Origin of the sequence: Loigolactobacillus backii (genome assembly GCF_003946275.1) — a bacterium.
Lineage (GTDB): Bacteria > Bacillota > Bacilli > Lactobacillales > Lactobacillaceae > Loigolactobacillus > Loigolactobacillus backii.
In genome coordinates this window covers 16,574-33,647 of sequence record NZ_RHNQ01000027.1, presented here as the reverse complement: position 1 = coordinate 33,647, position 17,074 = coordinate 16,574, and the positions used below count along the sequence as shown (strand labels likewise).

Annotated in this window: 15 protein-coding genes and 1 pseudogene; all 16 read right to left on the bottom strand. The window is 42.1% G+C overall.

All coding sequences use genetic code 11. The features are described from left to right. Positions 1-193: 193 nt before the first annotated feature. Positions 194-643 carry a hypothetical protein gene (locus EKM61_RS06435; RefSeq protein WP_068225995.1) on the bottom strand — a complete coding sequence of 150 codons (450 nt, stop codon included), beginning with the start codon at positions 641-643 and terminating at the stop codon, positions 194-196. Between the two features lie 457 nt (positions 644-1,100). After that, positions 1,101-2,339: a phosphoribosylamine--glycine ligase gene (purD, locus tag EKM61_RS06430; RefSeq protein WP_068225994.1), complete on the bottom strand. Its 1,239-nt coding sequence runs from the start codon at positions 2,337-2,339 to the stop codon at positions 1,101-1,103. A 17-nt stretch (positions 2,340-2,356) separates the two neighbouring features. After that, positions 2,357-3,886, bottom strand: a complete 1,530-nt coding sequence (gene purH / locus EKM61_RS06425; RefSeq protein ID WP_068225993.1) for a bifunctional phosphoribosylaminoimidazolecarboxamide formyltransferase/IMP cyclohydrolase — start codon at positions 3,884-3,886, stop codon at positions 2,357-2,359. A 1-nt stretch (position 3,887) separates the two neighbouring features. Further along, positions 3,888-4,475 carry a phosphoribosylglycinamide formyltransferase gene (gene purN / locus EKM61_RS06420; protein WP_068225992.1) on the bottom strand — a complete coding sequence of 196 codons (588 nt, stop codon included), beginning with the start codon at positions 4,473-4,475 and terminating at the stop codon, positions 3,888-3,890. After that, entirely contained in the window at positions 4,476-5,489 is a 1,014-nt protein-coding gene (gene purM / locus EKM61_RS06415; protein WP_068377190.1) for a phosphoribosylformylglycinamidine cyclo-ligase, read from the bottom strand. Continuing rightward, complete coding sequence (gene purF, locus EKM61_RS06410; RefSeq protein WP_068226288.1) at positions 5,476-6,936, bottom strand: amidophosphoribosyltransferase; 1,461 nt, start codon at positions 6,934-6,936, stop codon at positions 5,476-5,478. Before purF ends, purM begins: the two co-directional genes overlap by 14 nt. Further along, positions 6,921-9,139, bottom strand: a pseudogene (gene purL, locus EKM61_RS06405) (phosphoribosylformylglycinamidine synthase subunit PurL). The gene purF and the pseudogene purL overlap by 16 nt, the downstream one beginning before the upstream one ends. Next, positions 9,132-9,815, bottom strand: coding sequence for a phosphoribosylformylglycinamidine synthase subunit PurQ (purQ, locus tag EKM61_RS06400; RefSeq protein WP_068225990.1), 684 nt, complete (start codon positions 9,813-9,815; stop codon positions 9,132-9,134). The pseudogene purL and the gene purQ overlap by 8 nt, the downstream one beginning before the upstream one ends. Then, on the bottom strand, positions 9,812-10,075 hold the full coding sequence (purS, locus tag EKM61_RS06395) for a phosphoribosylformylglycinamidine synthase subunit PurS (RefSeq protein ID WP_068225989.1): 264 nt from the start codon (positions 10,073-10,075) through the stop codon (positions 9,812-9,814). The genes purQ and purS overlap by 4 nt, the downstream gene beginning before the upstream one ends. Further along, positions 10,075-10,806: a phosphoribosylaminoimidazolesuccinocarboxamide synthase gene (gene purC, locus EKM61_RS06390; RefSeq protein WP_068225988.1), complete on the bottom strand. Its 732-nt coding sequence runs from the start codon at positions 10,804-10,806 to the stop codon at positions 10,075-10,077. The genes purS and purC overlap by 1 nt, the downstream gene beginning before the upstream one ends. 1 nt (position 10,807) lies before the next feature. Continuing rightward, on the bottom strand, positions 10,808-11,941 hold the full coding sequence (gene purK / locus EKM61_RS06385) for a 5-(carboxyamino)imidazole ribonucleotide synthase (protein WP_068377187.1): 1,134 nt from the start codon (positions 11,939-11,941) through the stop codon (positions 10,808-10,810). Continuing rightward, positions 11,922-12,410, bottom strand: a complete 489-nt coding sequence (gene purE, locus EKM61_RS06380) for a 5-(carboxyamino)imidazole ribonucleotide mutase (RefSeq protein WP_068225986.1) — start codon at positions 12,408-12,410, stop codon at positions 11,922-11,924. Before purE ends, purK begins: the two co-directional genes overlap by 20 nt. A 668-nt stretch (positions 12,411-13,078) precedes the next feature. Next, positions 13,079-13,741 carry an ABC transporter permease gene (locus EKM61_RS06375; RefSeq protein WP_068225985.1) on the bottom strand — a complete coding sequence of 221 codons (663 nt, stop codon included), beginning with the start codon at positions 13,739-13,741 and terminating at the stop codon, positions 13,079-13,081. Then, entirely contained in the window at positions 13,741-14,676 is a 936-nt protein-coding gene (locus tag EKM61_RS06370) for an osmoprotectant ABC transporter substrate-binding protein (protein ID WP_068225984.1), read from the bottom strand. The genes EKM61_RS06375 and EKM61_RS06370 overlap by 1 nt, the downstream gene beginning before the upstream one ends. A 1-nt stretch (position 14,677) precedes the next feature. Further along, complete coding sequence (locus tag EKM61_RS06365; protein WP_068225983.1) at positions 14,678-15,310, bottom strand: ABC transporter permease; 633 nt, start codon at positions 15,308-15,310, stop codon at positions 14,678-14,680. After that, a complete protein-coding gene (locus EKM61_RS06360) occupies positions 15,307-16,545 on the bottom strand; it encodes a betaine/proline/choline family ABC transporter ATP-binding protein (protein ID WP_068377244.1) in 1,239 nt (412 codons plus the stop codon). The genes EKM61_RS06365 and EKM61_RS06360 overlap by 4 nt, the downstream gene beginning before the upstream one ends. Between the last annotated feature and the right edge of the window lie 529 nt (positions 16,546-17,074).

Here is a 17,074-nt window from a genome sequence, read left to right as displayed (position 1 = left end):
CCTTTGGTTTTCGCAACTATCACCATTTAGTTTCACGGATCAAACTACAACAAATGCGCACCAAACCAAATAAAAAAACAGCATTAGAAGTTGCCTAACTTCTAACACTGTAAAATTGGCTATCAACAGGATTTGACAGAGAGCCTTTTAATATTCGCAGATAATTTTCCCCAACAGATTATAGCTTGCACCACTATTCCAAAACAAACATTTGGTCAATCAAATGTTTGAGTTCTTTTTTAATAAAGCCAGCATCCTTGTATGAAAGCTGGAATAAAGTAGCATCAGGTTGCTCTCCTGAACCAAATTCTTTTTGTAATTCAACGGCATTTCGGTATTCATTTTCAATCATTTGCTGTTGTGCTTCCAGCTTGGCCGGAACCAAGTCATTCATGTGTTCTGCATCAAAGCCTACAATCAAATTGCCCTTGCTGTAATTAACGTATGTCACCCCACCATGAACGTCAAAATTAGCCCAGTCGGCCAACCGCGATTTTTCGTAGTGACCATTGGTTTCCGGAATCGTGACGTAGCCGTACATGGCACCTAATTTATTTTGGCGAATTGTGGCCTTATAACCGTGATAAATAAATGTTTTTTCTTTTGGTTGCTGATTCCAGATTCCTTCAGGCAATTTTGGCATAACTCATCCTCCTCATCCAAGTGACAAAAAGAACCGCGAACCAGATCGATTCGCGGATTGATACTTGCGGAAGACTGCTTCCGAGACCAATTTTATAGTGTAATCCTTACTACACAAAACTTTCGGAACAACCTAGTTCTGCAACTAGCGCCGTTACACTACCTCAAGTAGTACGATACGTTTGTTATTCCTATTCGCCAGAGCTAACTTGAGCACAACGCTGATCGTTACTAACCTACCAATCTCACGTTGGCGCCTTGAAGTGATGATAATCATCACCGTTAATTAGTCTCTCCGTCTTCCTTAACTGTAATATAGCACGCATTGGAAACGGATACAACTAATATGCTACCACAAGTTTCATTAAAGTTTGCCGCCTAATAATAACTAAAAAATTGGCCGCTCATTAGCGCTTAGACTCTGTTGCTTATTTGCCAAGTAAATTCGGAGCACCTTTTCAAATATTTTCCAAACCTTTAAAACCGATATCTTTGCGGTAATAAAATTTAGCTAGCTTTAACTGTTCAAGTTGGTGGTAGGCCTTTTCTTGGGCGCTTGCTAAATTTTTTCCGTGCACCACTAATGTAAAAATACGGCCACCCGCATTATATAATTGGCCGTCTTTAGCCGTTACATTTGCGTAATAGCCATTTTGGGGTAATGGTGGCAACATTAATCCCACTTGTGGTTTGTGCGGGTAACCTGGTGCGGCAACAACCACACCTAAATAGGTTTCTGATTTTTGCCACTCAATCTGAGGTGTCCTACCAGCAATTAAGGCCATAATTAATTGATAAAAATCACTGCGTAATTGCGGCAAAATGACCTGGGTTTCAGGATCACCTAGCCGTAAATTATATTCAATTACTTTGGGCCCTTCAGCAGTGACCACGCAGCCAATATAAATTACCCCCGCAAAGGTCAGTTTTTTTGCTACTAAACCGGCCATCGTTGGTTGCACAATTTGCGCTAATGCCTGCTGATACACTGTGCTTGTCATCTGCGGCAGTGGTGAGTACGCCCCCATACCACCAGTGTTGGGCCCTTCATCACCTGCACAAAGTTTCTTATGGTCCTGGGAAAGCGGTAAGAGAACCATTTGGGTGCCACCGACAAGTAGCATTAACGAAAACTCTTCCCCGCTTAAATAATCCTCAATTAATATTTCGGTGGCGTGTTGTAACCCCTCATGGATAACCGCGGCAAGGTCAGCACTAGCCCTAACAATTGTTACCCCTTTACCACCGGCCAAACCATTTTCCTTAACCACTAACGGCAGCGAACGGTCTTGCGCATAACTTAACGCCTGTGCTTCATCATTAAAGGCACGGTAATTTGCCGTTGGAATCTGTTGTTGCTGCATAAATTGTTTCGCAAACTTTTTTGAACTTTCCAATTGAGCCGCGGCTTTGTGTGGACCAAAGATAGTTAATTGGTGCGTCTGAAAATAATCAACAATCCCAGCGGCCAATGGTTCTTCTGACCCAACAAACGTTAAATGAATCGCCTGCGTTTTTGCAAACTGTGCCAAATTGGCGAAGGCAAGCATTGCAATGTTGACACAGTTAATACCATCCCGCTGCATTCCAGGATTGCCCGGTGCACAGTAAACCGCCGTCACCTGCGAACTCTTTAGAAAGGCCACACAAACTGCGTGTTCCCGCGCTCCCGAACCAATCACAAGTACCTTTGCCATCTGCATCCCCGCCTTTACTAATGTCTAAAGTGCCGAATGCCAGTCGTTACTAAAACAATTCCCCATTTATCGGCCATATCAATTGAATCTTGATCACGAATACTGCCACCTGGCTGAACAATCGCCTTTATACCATGTTTGGCAGCGTATGCCACACAGTCATCCATTGGGAAAAAGGCGTCAGAGGCCATAATTGCGTTTTCATAACCAGCCTTAGACATTGCCTTTTGAACAGCAATTTTAGTGGAATCAATTCGGTTTGGTTGCCCAGAACCAATGCCTAAAGTTTGCGTGTCCGTGGTCACAACAATGGCGTTACTTTTAACGTGTTTCACAATGTGTTGTCCAAAGGCCAAGGCCGCCAACTGTTGTTTAGTTGGTTGCTTTTTGCTAACAACCGTGAAATCGGCTGGGGTATCAACCTTTTTATCAACTTCTTGCATTAAAAGACCACCGCTAACGGAAATAGTTTCAAATTGATCGGCTTGGTCCTTGCGACTAAAATCGGCCTGCAGTAAACGAACATTTTTCTTTTTGGCTAAAATAGCGTAGGCTTCATCGCTAAATGAAGGCGCAATAATGATTTCCAAAAAGAGTTCGTGCATTTTGCTAGCAGTTGCTGCGTCTACTTCACGATTAACTGCAATAATTCCGCCAAAAATCGACATAGTATCCGATTCATAGGCCTTATCCCAAGCCGCACTCAATGTAGCGGCAACACCAACACCACAGGGATTCATGTGCTTCATCGCAACCACGGTCGGCTGTTCAAATTCACGAATCATTTTCATTGCTGCGTCGGCGTCTTTAATATTATTGTAGGATAATTCTTTACCGTGAAGCTGCTTAGTAACCACTGAATAGGCCGATGGAATAGCATTTTGATAAAAGGCGGCCTTTTGATGGCTGTTCTCACCGTAACGTAATGCCTGCTGTTTTTCGTACGTCAGCGTCAGTTGTTGGGGAAACTCTTCAGTTGTGAGGTAATTGGCGATTAATGCATCGTAGGCCGCAGTGTGGCGAAAAACCTTGGCCGCTAACTGTTTACGGAAATCCTGGTCAACAACTCCTGCTTGTAAAGCCGCAATGACTTTAGTGTAATCGGTCGGATCAACGACGGGGATAACGCCAGCAAAGTTTTTTGCCGCGGCTCGCAACATTGATGGTCCACCGATATCAATTTGTTCAATTGCCTGCGCCTGAGTTGTTGTTGGTTTTTCAATTGTTGCTTTAAATGGGTAAAGGTTAACAACAACGAGGTCAATTGGCACAATCTGTACTTCTTTTAATTGTTGCATGTGGCTGGCGTTATCACGTTTGGCCAAAATACCAGCGTGAATGTTGGGGTGCAGTGTTTTTACCCGTCCATCTAGCATCTCCGGAAAGCCCGTGACGGTTTCAACGCCGGTAACCACGATTTCGGCCGCTTCTAGCACTTTTTTAGTGCCCCCAGTTGAAACTAATTCATAGCCTAACTGTTGTAACTGCTTAGCAAAATCCACCAAACCTGTTTTATCCGAAACACTTAAAAGAGCTCTCTTCGTCAATTTAAATCTCTCCTTCATTCAATAATTGTTCAACCACTTGCGGGTATAGCCGGTGCTCAGTTGCGTGAATTCGTTTGGCTAATGAAGCAAGATCATCTTGGGGTAAAACCGTAACGATTCGTTGGGCAATAATCTTACCCGTATCAATTCCAGAATCAACCCAGTGAATTGTCACCCCAGTTGTTGTAACGCCTGCAGCAAAAGCATCTTCAATTCCGTGACGCCCAGAAAAGTGCGGTAATAGGGCGGGATGAATATTGATAATTTTATGTGGGTAGGCGGCAAGCAAGGTTGGGCCAATAATCCGCATATATCCGGCTAACAAAATAAAATCGATCTGTCTGGCCTGTAATTGTTTAATAATTTGCTGCTCAGCGACCGCCTTGTTTGGGTACGCTTTAAAATCAACCATCAAACTAGGGACTTTTTCTTCTTCTGCTCGGCGTAAGACGTTAACTGCTGGGTGGTCACAAATAAGTAATTTAACCTTTAAGGGCAAATTTTGCTGGCGAAAAGCCGTTACTAAAGCCGTAAAATTAGTGCCTTCACCAGATGCAAAAATTGCAATATTTTTTTCTTTTTGTCCCATTTACTTTTGCTCCTGTAAGATAACCTTTTGCTGCCCAGTGGTAACTTGCCCAATCTGTAAAACTGGCTGTTGTCGTTCCGCTAGTACCTGCTTAACTTGTTCCAAATTTTTAGGGTGAACGGCTAACACCATTCCAATTCCTAAGTTAAAAGTGCTGGCAAGATCGGTAAATGAAAGCTGGCCTAAACTAGCTAAGTCCTGCATAATTCCAGGAAGTGTCCAGGTTGAGCAATCAATCACTGCATCAAGGTCAGTCGGTAAAATACGCGCAACGTTTTCCAACAAACCACCCCCAGTAATGTGGGCAATGCCACTGACTAAGTTTTGTTGAACTAAGGGTAATAACGCCTTAACGTAAATTTTAGTGGGCCGTAATAATTCGTGGGCTAAATCCATTTTGCAGTGCGGTAATTGGGCACTCAGTTCAAAGTGATGTTGCTTAAATAAAATCTGCCGAACGAGACTAAATCCATTTGAATGAAGCCCCTGGGCCGGCAAGCCTAGCAAAATATCACCTAATGCCATTTTTTCAGGCTGCATCAATTGTTGCGCCTCGGCGATTCCCACCGCAAAACCAGCTAGATCATAATGGCCAGCGTGGTACATGTCGGGCATCTCGGCGGTTTCGCCACCAACTAACTGAACTTGTGCGTCTTGGCAACCAGCAACAATTCCCTTTAAAATCGCCTGGGTTTGTGCCCGCTGCAAATGACCAACACCCAAGTAGTCTAAGAAAAATAGTGGTTGCGCACCCTGGGCCACAATATCATTAACACACATTGCAACTAAATCAATCCCAATCGTGGCGTGTTCTTGGGCCTTTTGAGCAACTAATAATTTAGTCACCACCCCATCCGCACCGGAAACCAAAACCGGCCGTTTGTACCCAGCCAAGTCTAATGGAAAAAGTCCGCCGAATGAACCTAGTGCCTGATTGCCAGATAATTTTTTTAAATCGGTGACAACCTGATTGCCTGCCGCAATATCGACACCGGCTTTTTTATACGCATCCATTGAATTCACCTCGTTCATGTGCCAATTGTTGTTGTTCCGCATCATATTCTTCTTGGTAATCGTAAAGTGGTGTTGGATAATCACCGTTAAAATAGGCAACGCACAAACCATGATAGGGCGCAGCAGACTTTAAATTAATTGCCTTGATTAAATTGGCGGTACTTAAGAAGGCTAAAGAGTCACAACCAAAGGTGACGGCCATTTCGGCAACACTTTGATTGGCGGCAATTAATTCACGCGCACTTTGAATATCAATTCCGTAAAAACAGGGAAAACGTAACGGTGGTGATGCAATTCGCAAATGAACTTCCTTGGCGCCGGCATCCTTTAATAATTTCACAATTCGGCGGCTAGTTGTTCCCCGAACAATCGAATCATCTACCAGCACAACTCGTTTTCCAGCAACAACTCCTTTAACCGCGGATAACTTTAAAAAAACGCCCTGTTCGCGTAATTCTTGCGTTGGTTCAATGAAAGTTCGGGCCGAATATTGATTCTTAACCAAACCAATTTCATAAGGCAGGCCACTTTCCTCAGAGTAACCACTGGCCGCTGAAAGGGATGAGTTCGGGACGCCGATAACCATATCCGCATCTGCTGGGTGCTCGCGAGCTAACAGTTTACCCATTCGCTTACGGGCGGAATGAACATTGACTCCGTAGATTTCCGAATCAGGACGAGCAAAATAAATGAACTCCATTGAACAAATGGCCAGCTTCGTTTTATTAGTGTACCGTTCAATTCTCAAACCAGCTGCGTCAATAATTAAGAGCTCACCAGGATGAACATCACACTTAAACGTGGCACCCACAACGTTCAACGCACAAGTTTCGCTGCAAACAACATAGGCGCCATTGGCTAATTGACCAACGACTAACGGCCGAAAACCATTGGGATCAAGTGCTGCGTATAACCGATCCTTCGTAAGTAACAAGTAGGCAAAACCACCTTTAATTTTACGTAAGGCAGCCTTGACCTGTTCATCTAAAGTAGCCGCCTTACTACAGCGAATTAAGTGCATTAAAATTTCACTATCCGAACTAGAATGAAAAATTGCCCCACTTGCCTCAAGGTCTTTTCTTAAAGAAATTGCGTTAGTCAAATTACCATTGTGTGCCAGGGCAAACTGTGTATCACTAAAGTTAAACGGCAAGGGTTGAACATTTTCCAATGTGTTGGCCCCTGCAGTCGAGTAACGGACATGGCCAATGGCGGCAGTCCCGCGCAAATCGTTAAGCTTTTGCTGTGACGAAAACACATCCGTTAACAAACCTAGGCCACGTTCAGTCCGTAGCCTTCCTTGCTCATTAACGGTAATGCCCGCACCTTCTTGACCACGATGTTGTAGTGCAAACAGGCCAAAATAGGTTAATTTAGCCGCATCCGGCGTTCCCCAGATACCAAAAACGCCACACTCTTCATTAAGACTCTTCACTTCAGACTGCATGCCAAAGCTCCTTCCCATAATCTTTTGGCTTCAGGAAGTGCCAGCTTAAATTCACCATCAATTGCTGCAACTAAAAGTCGCTGCTGGTTAGTTACCTTTCCAAGAAGTGTTGCATCACGACCCATTAATTGTTCAAAAATCAATTGGTTTTCTGGTTTAACCGAAATCAGAAACCGACCTTGCGTCTCAGCAAAAAACTGCGCTGTTGTTAATGCGCTGTTCAGTGCCACACCTAAATCTTTACCAAAACAGCTTTCAGCAACCGCCACAATCAGACCACCCTCAGAAATATCGTGAGCACTAGCAATTAAACCTTGCCGGTTTGCGCGTAGAATTAATTGCTGAATTCGCTGTTCTTCAGCTAAATTGAAAGAAAAAAGTTTTCCACCAATTTTACCAGTCAGTAATTTTGAATTTCCGTACCATTAAAATCATTACCAGTTTGACCAACAACGTAAACCTTATCGTTGACCTGTTTAAAATTCTGCGTCGTAATCCGGTTTAATCCTTTGATTAGACCAACCATGCCAACCATCGGCGTTGGGTAAATAGCAACATCATTAAATTCATTATTTAACGAAACATTCCCGGAAATAACCGGCGTGTTAAACACTTTACAGGCGGCCGTCATCCCCATAACTGCTTCATCTAATTCATAGAATTGATCAGGTTTTGTTGGATTACCAAAATTTAAACAATCAGTAATGCCCAACGGAACGCCACCAGTCGCCACAATATTACGTGCAGCCTCAGCAACCGCGATTTCTCCGCCCACATAGGGATCTAAGTAAAGGTAACGCCCGTTAACATCGGTGGTCATTGCCAAGGCCTTGTCGGTGTGGCGAATTCGCACCACCGCTGCATCAGAACCTGGCCGAACAACTGTATTCGTTTGAACCTGAGTATCATAAGTTTCGTAAATCATTTTTTTAGACGCAATCGTCAGTTGTTGGAGCATTTGCTTTAAAATTTGTGTTGGTTCTGTAATCTTTGGTGAAAACTGAGTGGTTGCTTGCCGTAAAATATGCTCCGGAACGGCCTTTTCACGGTGGTAAACTGGCGCCGCGGTTGCCAGTGAGTCCACTGGTACATCCGCTACTATTTGGCCGTGGTGACTCAATTGGTATTGATGGCCCGTTGTGACCTGCCCAATAACGGCAGCAGTAAGTCCGTAGTCAGTAAATAGATCTAAAATTTCATTTTCACTACCGGCCTTGATACAAAGCAGCATCCGTTCCTGTGATTCAGACAACATTAATTCAAAAGCAGTCATATTAGCTTCACGTTGTGGGACTAAATCTAGGTTTAAGGTCATACCACTACCGGCCTTGGAAGCCATTTCGGCGGATGAAGAAACTAGTCCGGCAGCACCCATGTCTTGAATACCAACTAATGTATCCTGATGCTTATGAATAACGTCCAAACAAGCTTCCATCACCAATTTTTCCGTAAACGGATCACCCACTTGAACGGCGGAGCGTTGGCTTTTATGTTTAGAATCAAATTGAGCTGAAGCAAAGGAAGCCCCATTAATCCCGTCACGACCAGTTTTTGCGCCAACGTAGATAATACTGTTACCTACGCCGGTTGCTTGGCCTTTTTCACGATTAGTTAAATCCATTAAGCCCACACACATAACGTTTACTAAGGGATTGGTGGCGTAGGTCGCATCAAAGGCTGTATCACCCCCAACCGTTGGTACCCCAATACAATTTCCGTAGGCAGCGATTCCGGCGACAATCTGGTTGATCAGATATTTATCGTGAGCGGTTTTAGGTTCACTGAAACGCAAACTATCCAACAAAGCAATTGGCCGAGCCCCCATTGAAAAAATATCCCGTAAAATACCACCAACGCCAGTAGTTGCACCCTGAAATGGTTCAACTGCCGAAGGATGATTGTGACTTTCGGCCTTGAATACAATTCCCTGATTGTCACCAATATCAATAATTCCTGCGCCTTCACCAGGTCCTTCAACCACTTGTTTAGCCTTAGTCCAAAATTTCTTCAAAACTGGTTTTGAATTTTTATAAGAGCAGTGTTCACTCCACATTCCAGAATACAAACCAATTTCAGTGTAAGTTGGTAAGCGTTGTAAAATTTTCGTCGTAATTAATTGATATTCAGCATCCGTCAGACCTAAACCCTGATAATACTTCGTGGTCTGAATTGTTTCTGGTGTAAGTGCTGCTGTTTCACTCATGAATTAGCCCACGCTTTCTTACCGAATTGACTAACGAACTGAAAAGTTCGCGGCCTGAAGTTGAACCAAGAATTGCTTCTACCGCACGCTCTGGATGGGGCATCATACCCAAAACATTGCCCTGTCGATTGGAAATTCCGGCAATAGCAGCAACACTGCCGTTGGGATTATTTTGATAGGTGAAAATAATCTGGTTATTTTTTCTTAATTCCGCCAAAGTGATCGGATCACAATAATAATTACCATCACCGTGCGCAATCGGTAGTTGAATTGTTTGTTGTGCCTGATAATCAGTTGTAAACCGCGTTTGATCATTTGTAACGACTAAGTCGGCGACCTTACAAACAAACTTAGATTCTTGATTCCGTTGTAAACTACCAGGTAGTAACCTGGCCTCAGTTAGTATCTGGAAACCGTTGCAAATACCCAAAACAGGTTTCCCGGCGGCCGCAAATCTTTTAACAGCCGGCATAATCGGCGCCAACTGCGCAATTGCCCCACTACGTAAATAATCACCGTAAGAAAACCCACCAGGAAGTAACACGGCGCCGTAGTCACTCAAATCGGTGGCCGTAGACGGAACTAACTCTACTTGCTCCTTAACCACGTCCTCGATTGCGTAGACTAAATCCATTTCGCAATTGGAACCTGGGAAGGCAACAACTGCGAATTTCATTTTGCCACCACCAATTCTTCAAGTTGATAGTGGTAACTTTCCATGTTCACATTAGCGAGTAGTCGATCGCAAATTTCGTCTACTTCCTTTGCAGCCTGTTCCTTGGATTGCGAATTGGTCAGTTTCAATTCAAAGTACTTACCCAACTTGACGGAGGCAACATCCTGATAACCTAAACGCAACAAGGCCGTTTGGATTGCTTGTGCTTCAGGATTCAAAATTGAACGCTTATAATTAACGTGGATTTTCGCTAAATACATTAGTTATGGCCCTCCACTTTCTGCAGACGTTGCAAAACGGTTTTATAAACGGGAACCAATTCACCTAGCCCTTTACGAAAAACGTCTTTGTCTAAAGATTCTTTGGTTTTTTGATCGACTAAACGACAACTATCTGGCGAAATTTCATCCGCTAAAATGATTTCACCAGTTTGATCTAAACCAAATTCAACTTTAAAATCAATTAACTCAATTTGCATTGCGGCAAAGATAGTTCGTAAACGCTGGTTAATTTTAAGTGCCAAGTCGCGCATTTGGTCTAATTGTTGCTGTGTCGCAATATTTAGTGCCTTAATTTGCGAATCATTAATAAATGGATCATCTAATTTATCACTTTTATAGAAGAATTCTTTGACCGGTTGTTCAAATTTCAGCAAATGATCAACCGCAAATTTGCGTTCGAAACTGCCAGAAGAAAAATTGCGAATGACTACTTCTAGCGGAATTATTTGTACTTTTTTGACTAGTTGATTATTGGCGTCAATTTGTTTGATGAAGTCATTGGGGATACCATTTGCCGTTAGATCAGAGAAAATCAAACTGGAAATTTGGTTATTCGTTGTCCCTTTATCAGTCATTTGGACTTTCTTTTTACCATTTAAAGCCGTAACTTGATCCATGTAATGAACCCAAACAACATCCGCAACGTTCGTGGCAAACATTTCCTTGGCCTTACCGCGATACAATAATTCCCTTTTCTCGTAATCTACCATATTAATCGTCTCCCTTTAATGCCTGCGTACTTGCCAACAATTGTTCAACGTTATCGCCTAAAACAGTGATGTGCCCTAATTTTCGTTGTGGCCGAACCGCATCTTTACCGTAATCGTGAAAGTGCCATTCAGGGTGATCGACCAAAAGTTGCCGGGCCTTGGTCAAATCAGACCCCAAAAGGTTAGTCATTACGGCCGTTTTTTCTTGTTTAATAGCCGGAATAGGTAGCCCACAAATGCTACGAATATGGGCCTCAAACTGAGAAATATTACAAGCTTCAATACTGTAGTGCCCAGAATTATGTGGGCGTGGCGCCAACTCATTAATTAACAGATGTTGCTCATCAAGAATGAAAAATTCGATGCCTAGAACGCCACGTAAATTTAATTCGGCCGCAATCTTAACCGCGGCCGCCTTGGCCAGTTCCTCGATGGTCCCACCAAATCGTGCTGGAGCAATCGTAGTGTGTAAAATATGGTGCTTATGGAAATCTTCTACCAGTGGAAAAGTAATAATTTTACCGGCCGCAGTTCGCGTGACCATCATGGCTGCTTCACCAATAAACTTTTGCCGCGCTTCAAGAATACAGTCGGCTTGTTGATAAAGCTTTGCAGCAGCAGGTAAATCCGCGGCTACATTAAGATCAAGTTGGCCGTGACCATCGTAGCCACCGGCGGCTGTTTTTAGAATTGCCGGATAACCGATTTGCTTAATAGCGGCCGTCAAACTTACGCTATCAGTAACAGCGACAAAATCAGTTACCGGCAGGCCAGCTGAACGTAGAAAATTATTTTCATTTAATCGATCACCGGTGATATGTAATAATTCAGTTCCTTGTGGCAATTTAGTTACCGTCTGGGCCTTAATCAAGGCCTGCTCATCAACATTTTCAAATTCATAGGTTAGGACCGCACTGCGCCGTGCCAATTCCATTAAGGCCGCTGTATCAGTGTAAGCGGCCTTAATTTGAAAATCGGCTACCTGACCGGCTGGTGCGTGGGACGTTGGATCGAGGACACCAACTTTATAGCCCATTGCCTTGGCACTTAAAGCCATCATCTGGCCTAATTGACCGCCACCAACAATTCCGATCGTAGCTGGCGGTAAAATTACTTTAGTTGAATTGTTGCTCACTGGTAATCGCCTCCTGCCGCTGCTGCTCCTTAAACGCCATCAATTTGGCCGTTAGCTTGGAATCATTGATCGCTAAAATTTGTATGGCTAACAAGGCCGCATTTTTGGCCCCTGCTTCACCAATACTGACAGTTGCAACTGGAGCACCAAATGGCATCTGAACAATTGATAATAAAGAGTCAACGCCATTTAATGTTCGTGTTTTTATTGGTACTCCAATTACCGGTAATGTTGTATTTGCCGCTAACATACCTGGTAAGTGGGCGGCACCACCTGCTCCAGCAACGATAACCTTTAGGCCTTTAGTTACGGCATTACTACCGTAAGTGTACAGTTCATTTGGCATTCGATGAGCAGAAATAACGTGTTTTTCGTAGCCAATTCCAAACTTATCCAACCAATCGCAGGTCAATTTCATCGTTGACCAGTCCGAAATTGATCCCATAACAACACCAATATTATTCGCCATTAGTTTATCTTCCTTTCTAACTAAAAGACCTAACAGGTTTATAGTTCAAATAATACTTAACATTTCTACTTTGTCAACGCTAAAATGTTCGTATTTTAAAAATTATAATTTTATTTATTATAAAGCAATTAAAATTCACCTAGTTAGACGTTGAATTAGGCCCTAATCCGAACATTAGGATAATGAAAAATTTATTTTTTTATATTAGCTAATCTACTTTCAGTATCAAAACAACTTTATATAGAACCCAAAAAGAGGCCAGGACTTTTGTCCTGGCCTCTTACTATTTTCGATCATTACTCTAGAACGTGCGCCAAAAGTTTGGGTTCACGTGCCTAACGGAAGTGTTTGAAAAAACGATTAGATTCTGAGGATTAGCCTGAACAGACGAATTACCTTTGAAAAAGGTGATTTGGCTGTTGTAGCTACTATTCCGCAATTGAGGATTATTAGCACAAAACGCTAATAATCTAGATGCTTCATCCGTTGTCCATTCAACTACGGCAAAAACCGCCAAGTTGAAACATGGCAACCGCAGGAATCTGTTTTTTCAAACACGACTACAGCCAATCCAATAACCATAGTACGGTTATTGGATTGGCTTACGTCACGCAATAAACCCAAAACCGACTTTTGGACCACTCCCTTAAATTTAAACATTCATTCATTTATTGACTAGTTCTGTTTGTTGGATCAAATTTCCGTTCAAAAAATCCAAGCACACTATCGGAAATAATCGCCATTAATGCAGTTGGTAACGCACCTGCTAAAATAATTGCACCACCATTTGTAGCGTTCGTTCCACGAATAATAATATCACCTAACCCACCAGCACCAACGAAGGAACCAATGGCCGTAATCCCAATGGCTAATACTAACGCATTTCGAATGCCAGCCATGATAACTGATAAAGATAGCGGTATTTCAATTAATCGTAAAATCTGAACCCGAGTCATGCCCATACCTTTACCGGCATCTAAAACATCGGCGTTGACGTTTAACATGCCCGTATAAGTATTTTTGATAATTGGCAATAATGCGTAGAGGAAGACCGTCACGATAACCGTATTAACCCCAAGACCAAGTGCCAACATTATGAGTGACAACATTGCTAACGACGGCACGGTTTGAATCACGTTTGCAATTCCAATCACCCAACCACTGAGCTTACGGTGTTTAGCAATAAAAATACCAATTGGAATACCAACAATCGCCGCAAAAACAACCCCATAAATTGAGATTAAAAAGTGCCGATCAAATTGACTGAGGACGTACATACCGTTATGGGCAAAGTAATAGAATAGTTGTTGAACAATATTCATATTTTGCATTAATTTTGTCCCCCTTCAAAATAATTGTTGTCTTTCAAGAACTTATTGGCCACTGTTGCTGGTTCCTGTAAATTATTATCAACTTGGTAATTTAAACGTTGCATTGTCTTCAATGGAATTTTACCGTCTAAGCGTTTTAAAATTGGTCGTAATTGTGGATTTCGCTTCAACGCTTTATCGTTGGCAACTACACTAGCTTGATAGGGTGGGAAAAATTGTTTATCGTCTTTTAACAACTTCAAATTATAGCTACCAATTCGACCATCCGTAGAATAACCTAAGATAGCATCCATCTTATTGCTGGCCAAAGCATTGTAAACCAACCCAATTTGCATGGGGTAGACATGACCAAAACTGAAGCCATACGTCTTTTGGAAAGCACCGTAACCATCAGCCTTACGATTCATCCAAATCTGATCAATCCCAACTTGCATTTGTGGTGCAGTCTTTTTCAGATCACTAACAGTATTTAGATTATGCTCTTTAGCGTACTTTTGCGTCACCATAAATTGATAAGTATCCGCAAAACCATAACTTGGGAAATAAGTCATGTGGTACTTCTTTTGAAAATCTCGTTTTACAGTAGCCGCGATTACCTTAGGATCTTTAGTTGCCGATTTTTTCAAAATTGTCTGGTAATCTGTCCCGTTAAATCGAATCGCAGTTAAATCGGCCTCATCATTTTTCTGAGCCTGAAAGCTTACGGTAGCTGAACCAAGGTTATTAATAACGGTTGTATCCAAATTAGAATAGTGTTTAATCATCCCTTGAATAATTGCCGCCATAATTTGTTGCTCCGTTGTATTTTGAGCAGCAATCCGCACCGTATCATCAGAGGTACCACCTAAACCAGGCAAACTACAGCCACTGAGGGTAACCACTAAGGCCACGAGGGGTAAAAATAGCTTGATAACACGTTTCATTTTCTTTGTCATCTTAACCCTCCTCTGTTGTTTTTGGCGTTAGTAACAGCTCCAAACGGCCTAATAGAAAGTCAACGATTAAGGCCAAAATGATAACTGGAATTGAACCACCAAGAATTAGATCAGAACGGTATAGATTTAAACCATTAAAAATGAAATCCCCAAGGCCACCAGCACCAATATAAGAAGCCAACGCTGTCCACGCTATAACGTAGGTTGCTGATAAGCGAACACCTGCCATGATCACCGGCGCGGCTAAAGGCAACTCAACGCGCATAATTGACTGAAAGTTACTCATTCCCATTCCCTTAGCGGCGTCCCGTAAAGTTGGATCAACATTCTCCATCCCTAAATAAGTATTCCGTAGAATTGGTAATAATGAATAAATAAACAGCGCAACGATCGCTGGTTTGGCACCAATCCCAAAGATAGGGATCATCATCGCTAGTAGTGCCATTGCAGGAATTGTCTGCAAAACACTAGCCAAGCCAATAACAAAACCAGAGATTCGTTTGTAACGCGTTAAAATAACCCCTAATGGAATTGCAACAATCACACCAAGGCCCAATGAGATTCCTGAAATGTAGATATGCTGCCAAGTCTTAAATACAAGTTGACCACCAAATTCATTAAAGAAGTTGATCATTTCTGATCACCATCCTCCGTTGTTTGCGTTACCTCAGCCTGTGGTTTACCTGTTTCTTTATCCGTAGTATCTTTTGTTTCTTTTGCTTGGCCACTATCGTTAGAGCTACTCTTATCAGCCTCGCCCCATAAAGCATCGTAAACTATATCCACTAAAGTGGCTCGCGTTACAATTCCGATTAATTTCCCGTCATCATCGATAACTGGAACATTGCGGAAACCACGTTTCAAAATCCGGTCAACAGTATCGCGAATAACGGAATCCTTCCTAACATAAAAAACATTGCTATCCATGATGTCACCAATTCGTTTACCGGAACCATAGTAATGGTTCAAGCGTTCAATACCAACAAATCCAGTCAGCTTGCCCTCATTATTAGTCACTAACAAGGTATCAACACGTTTCGTATGCATTTCACCTAAGGCTTGCTTCAAGGTTTGATCTTCCCGCGCAGAAATAGCCTTTGTGGCCACCTGACCAACCGTCGTGATACTTGGCCGTGCCTGAATTAAACGATCCTGACCAATTAAATCGGCAACAAATTTATTGGCTGGATGCCGCAAAATGTTGTCCGGCGTATCTACCTGAACTTGCTTACCATAAGACATAATTACAACTCTCGTTGCCAAACTTAGTGCCTCATCCATGTCATGGGTTACAAAAATAAAAGTTTTACCTGATTTTTCTTGCAAATCCTTAACTAAATCTTGTAGTGATTCACGCGTAATCGGGTCTAAGGCACCAAATGGTTCATCCATTAAAATAGTGTCCTGATCAGCCGCTAAAGCACGTATAACACCAATCCGCTGTTGTTGTCCACCAGATAATTCGGAAGGATAACGATCCAAGAATTCTTCTGGTAATTCAACGAGCTTAATCATCTCTTTAGCACGTTCATTCCGCTTTTCAACGGGCCATTTAAGTAGTTTTGGAACTAACGTAATGTTGTCTCGAATGGTCATGTGGGGCATCAGACCAACGTTCTGAATAACGTATCCAATTTTACGCCGTAATTTAACTGGGTTCATTTGTGCAATATCTTCACCATTAATTTTAATTGTGCCCGAAGATTGTTCCAGCATTCGATTAATCATTCGCATCGTTGTTGTTTTACCTGAACCGGAAGTCCCAATAAAACAAATAAACTCTCCCTTTTCGACCTCAAGATTGAAATCGTCAACGGCAGTTTTGCCACCCGAATAAACTTTAGTTAAGTGTTCCATTGATAGTAACATACCTTTACCATCGCCTTCGCTTAGAATTTGAATCATGTTTAAATGCTAACAATAGTAGACCCTTTATTGCAAAAGAATATGAAGATCACATGAGAATTACACTATAAAATTGTCTAATTATCTAGCGCGTATCCTATGGCCTTTTTAAACCTACTACATAAAAAGTTACCTAAACGTGCTTAAAAAAGAATTCCCTACTATTTTCCCGCAACTAGATGAAAAAGTACAATACTCATTAAATAGTCTACCACTATAATAAATTCATATAAGCTATTAACTATAATACCCATGACAATTTAATTCAAATAGAAAAATTGTGTTATCACTTAATATTTTTTGTGCTAACTAGTTTACATTTGACCAATACTGACTATAATAGAATTTGTAAGCTGATAAGGAAAACAACAGCTTAACAGTAGGCGGCGTGGGACAAAAGTCGGTTTTGGGTTTACGTTCTAGAGTAATGTTCGAGAACAATCAGAAGCTAGGCCATTTGTTTCAGCCTCCGCATAATCAAATTTTGAAAAGG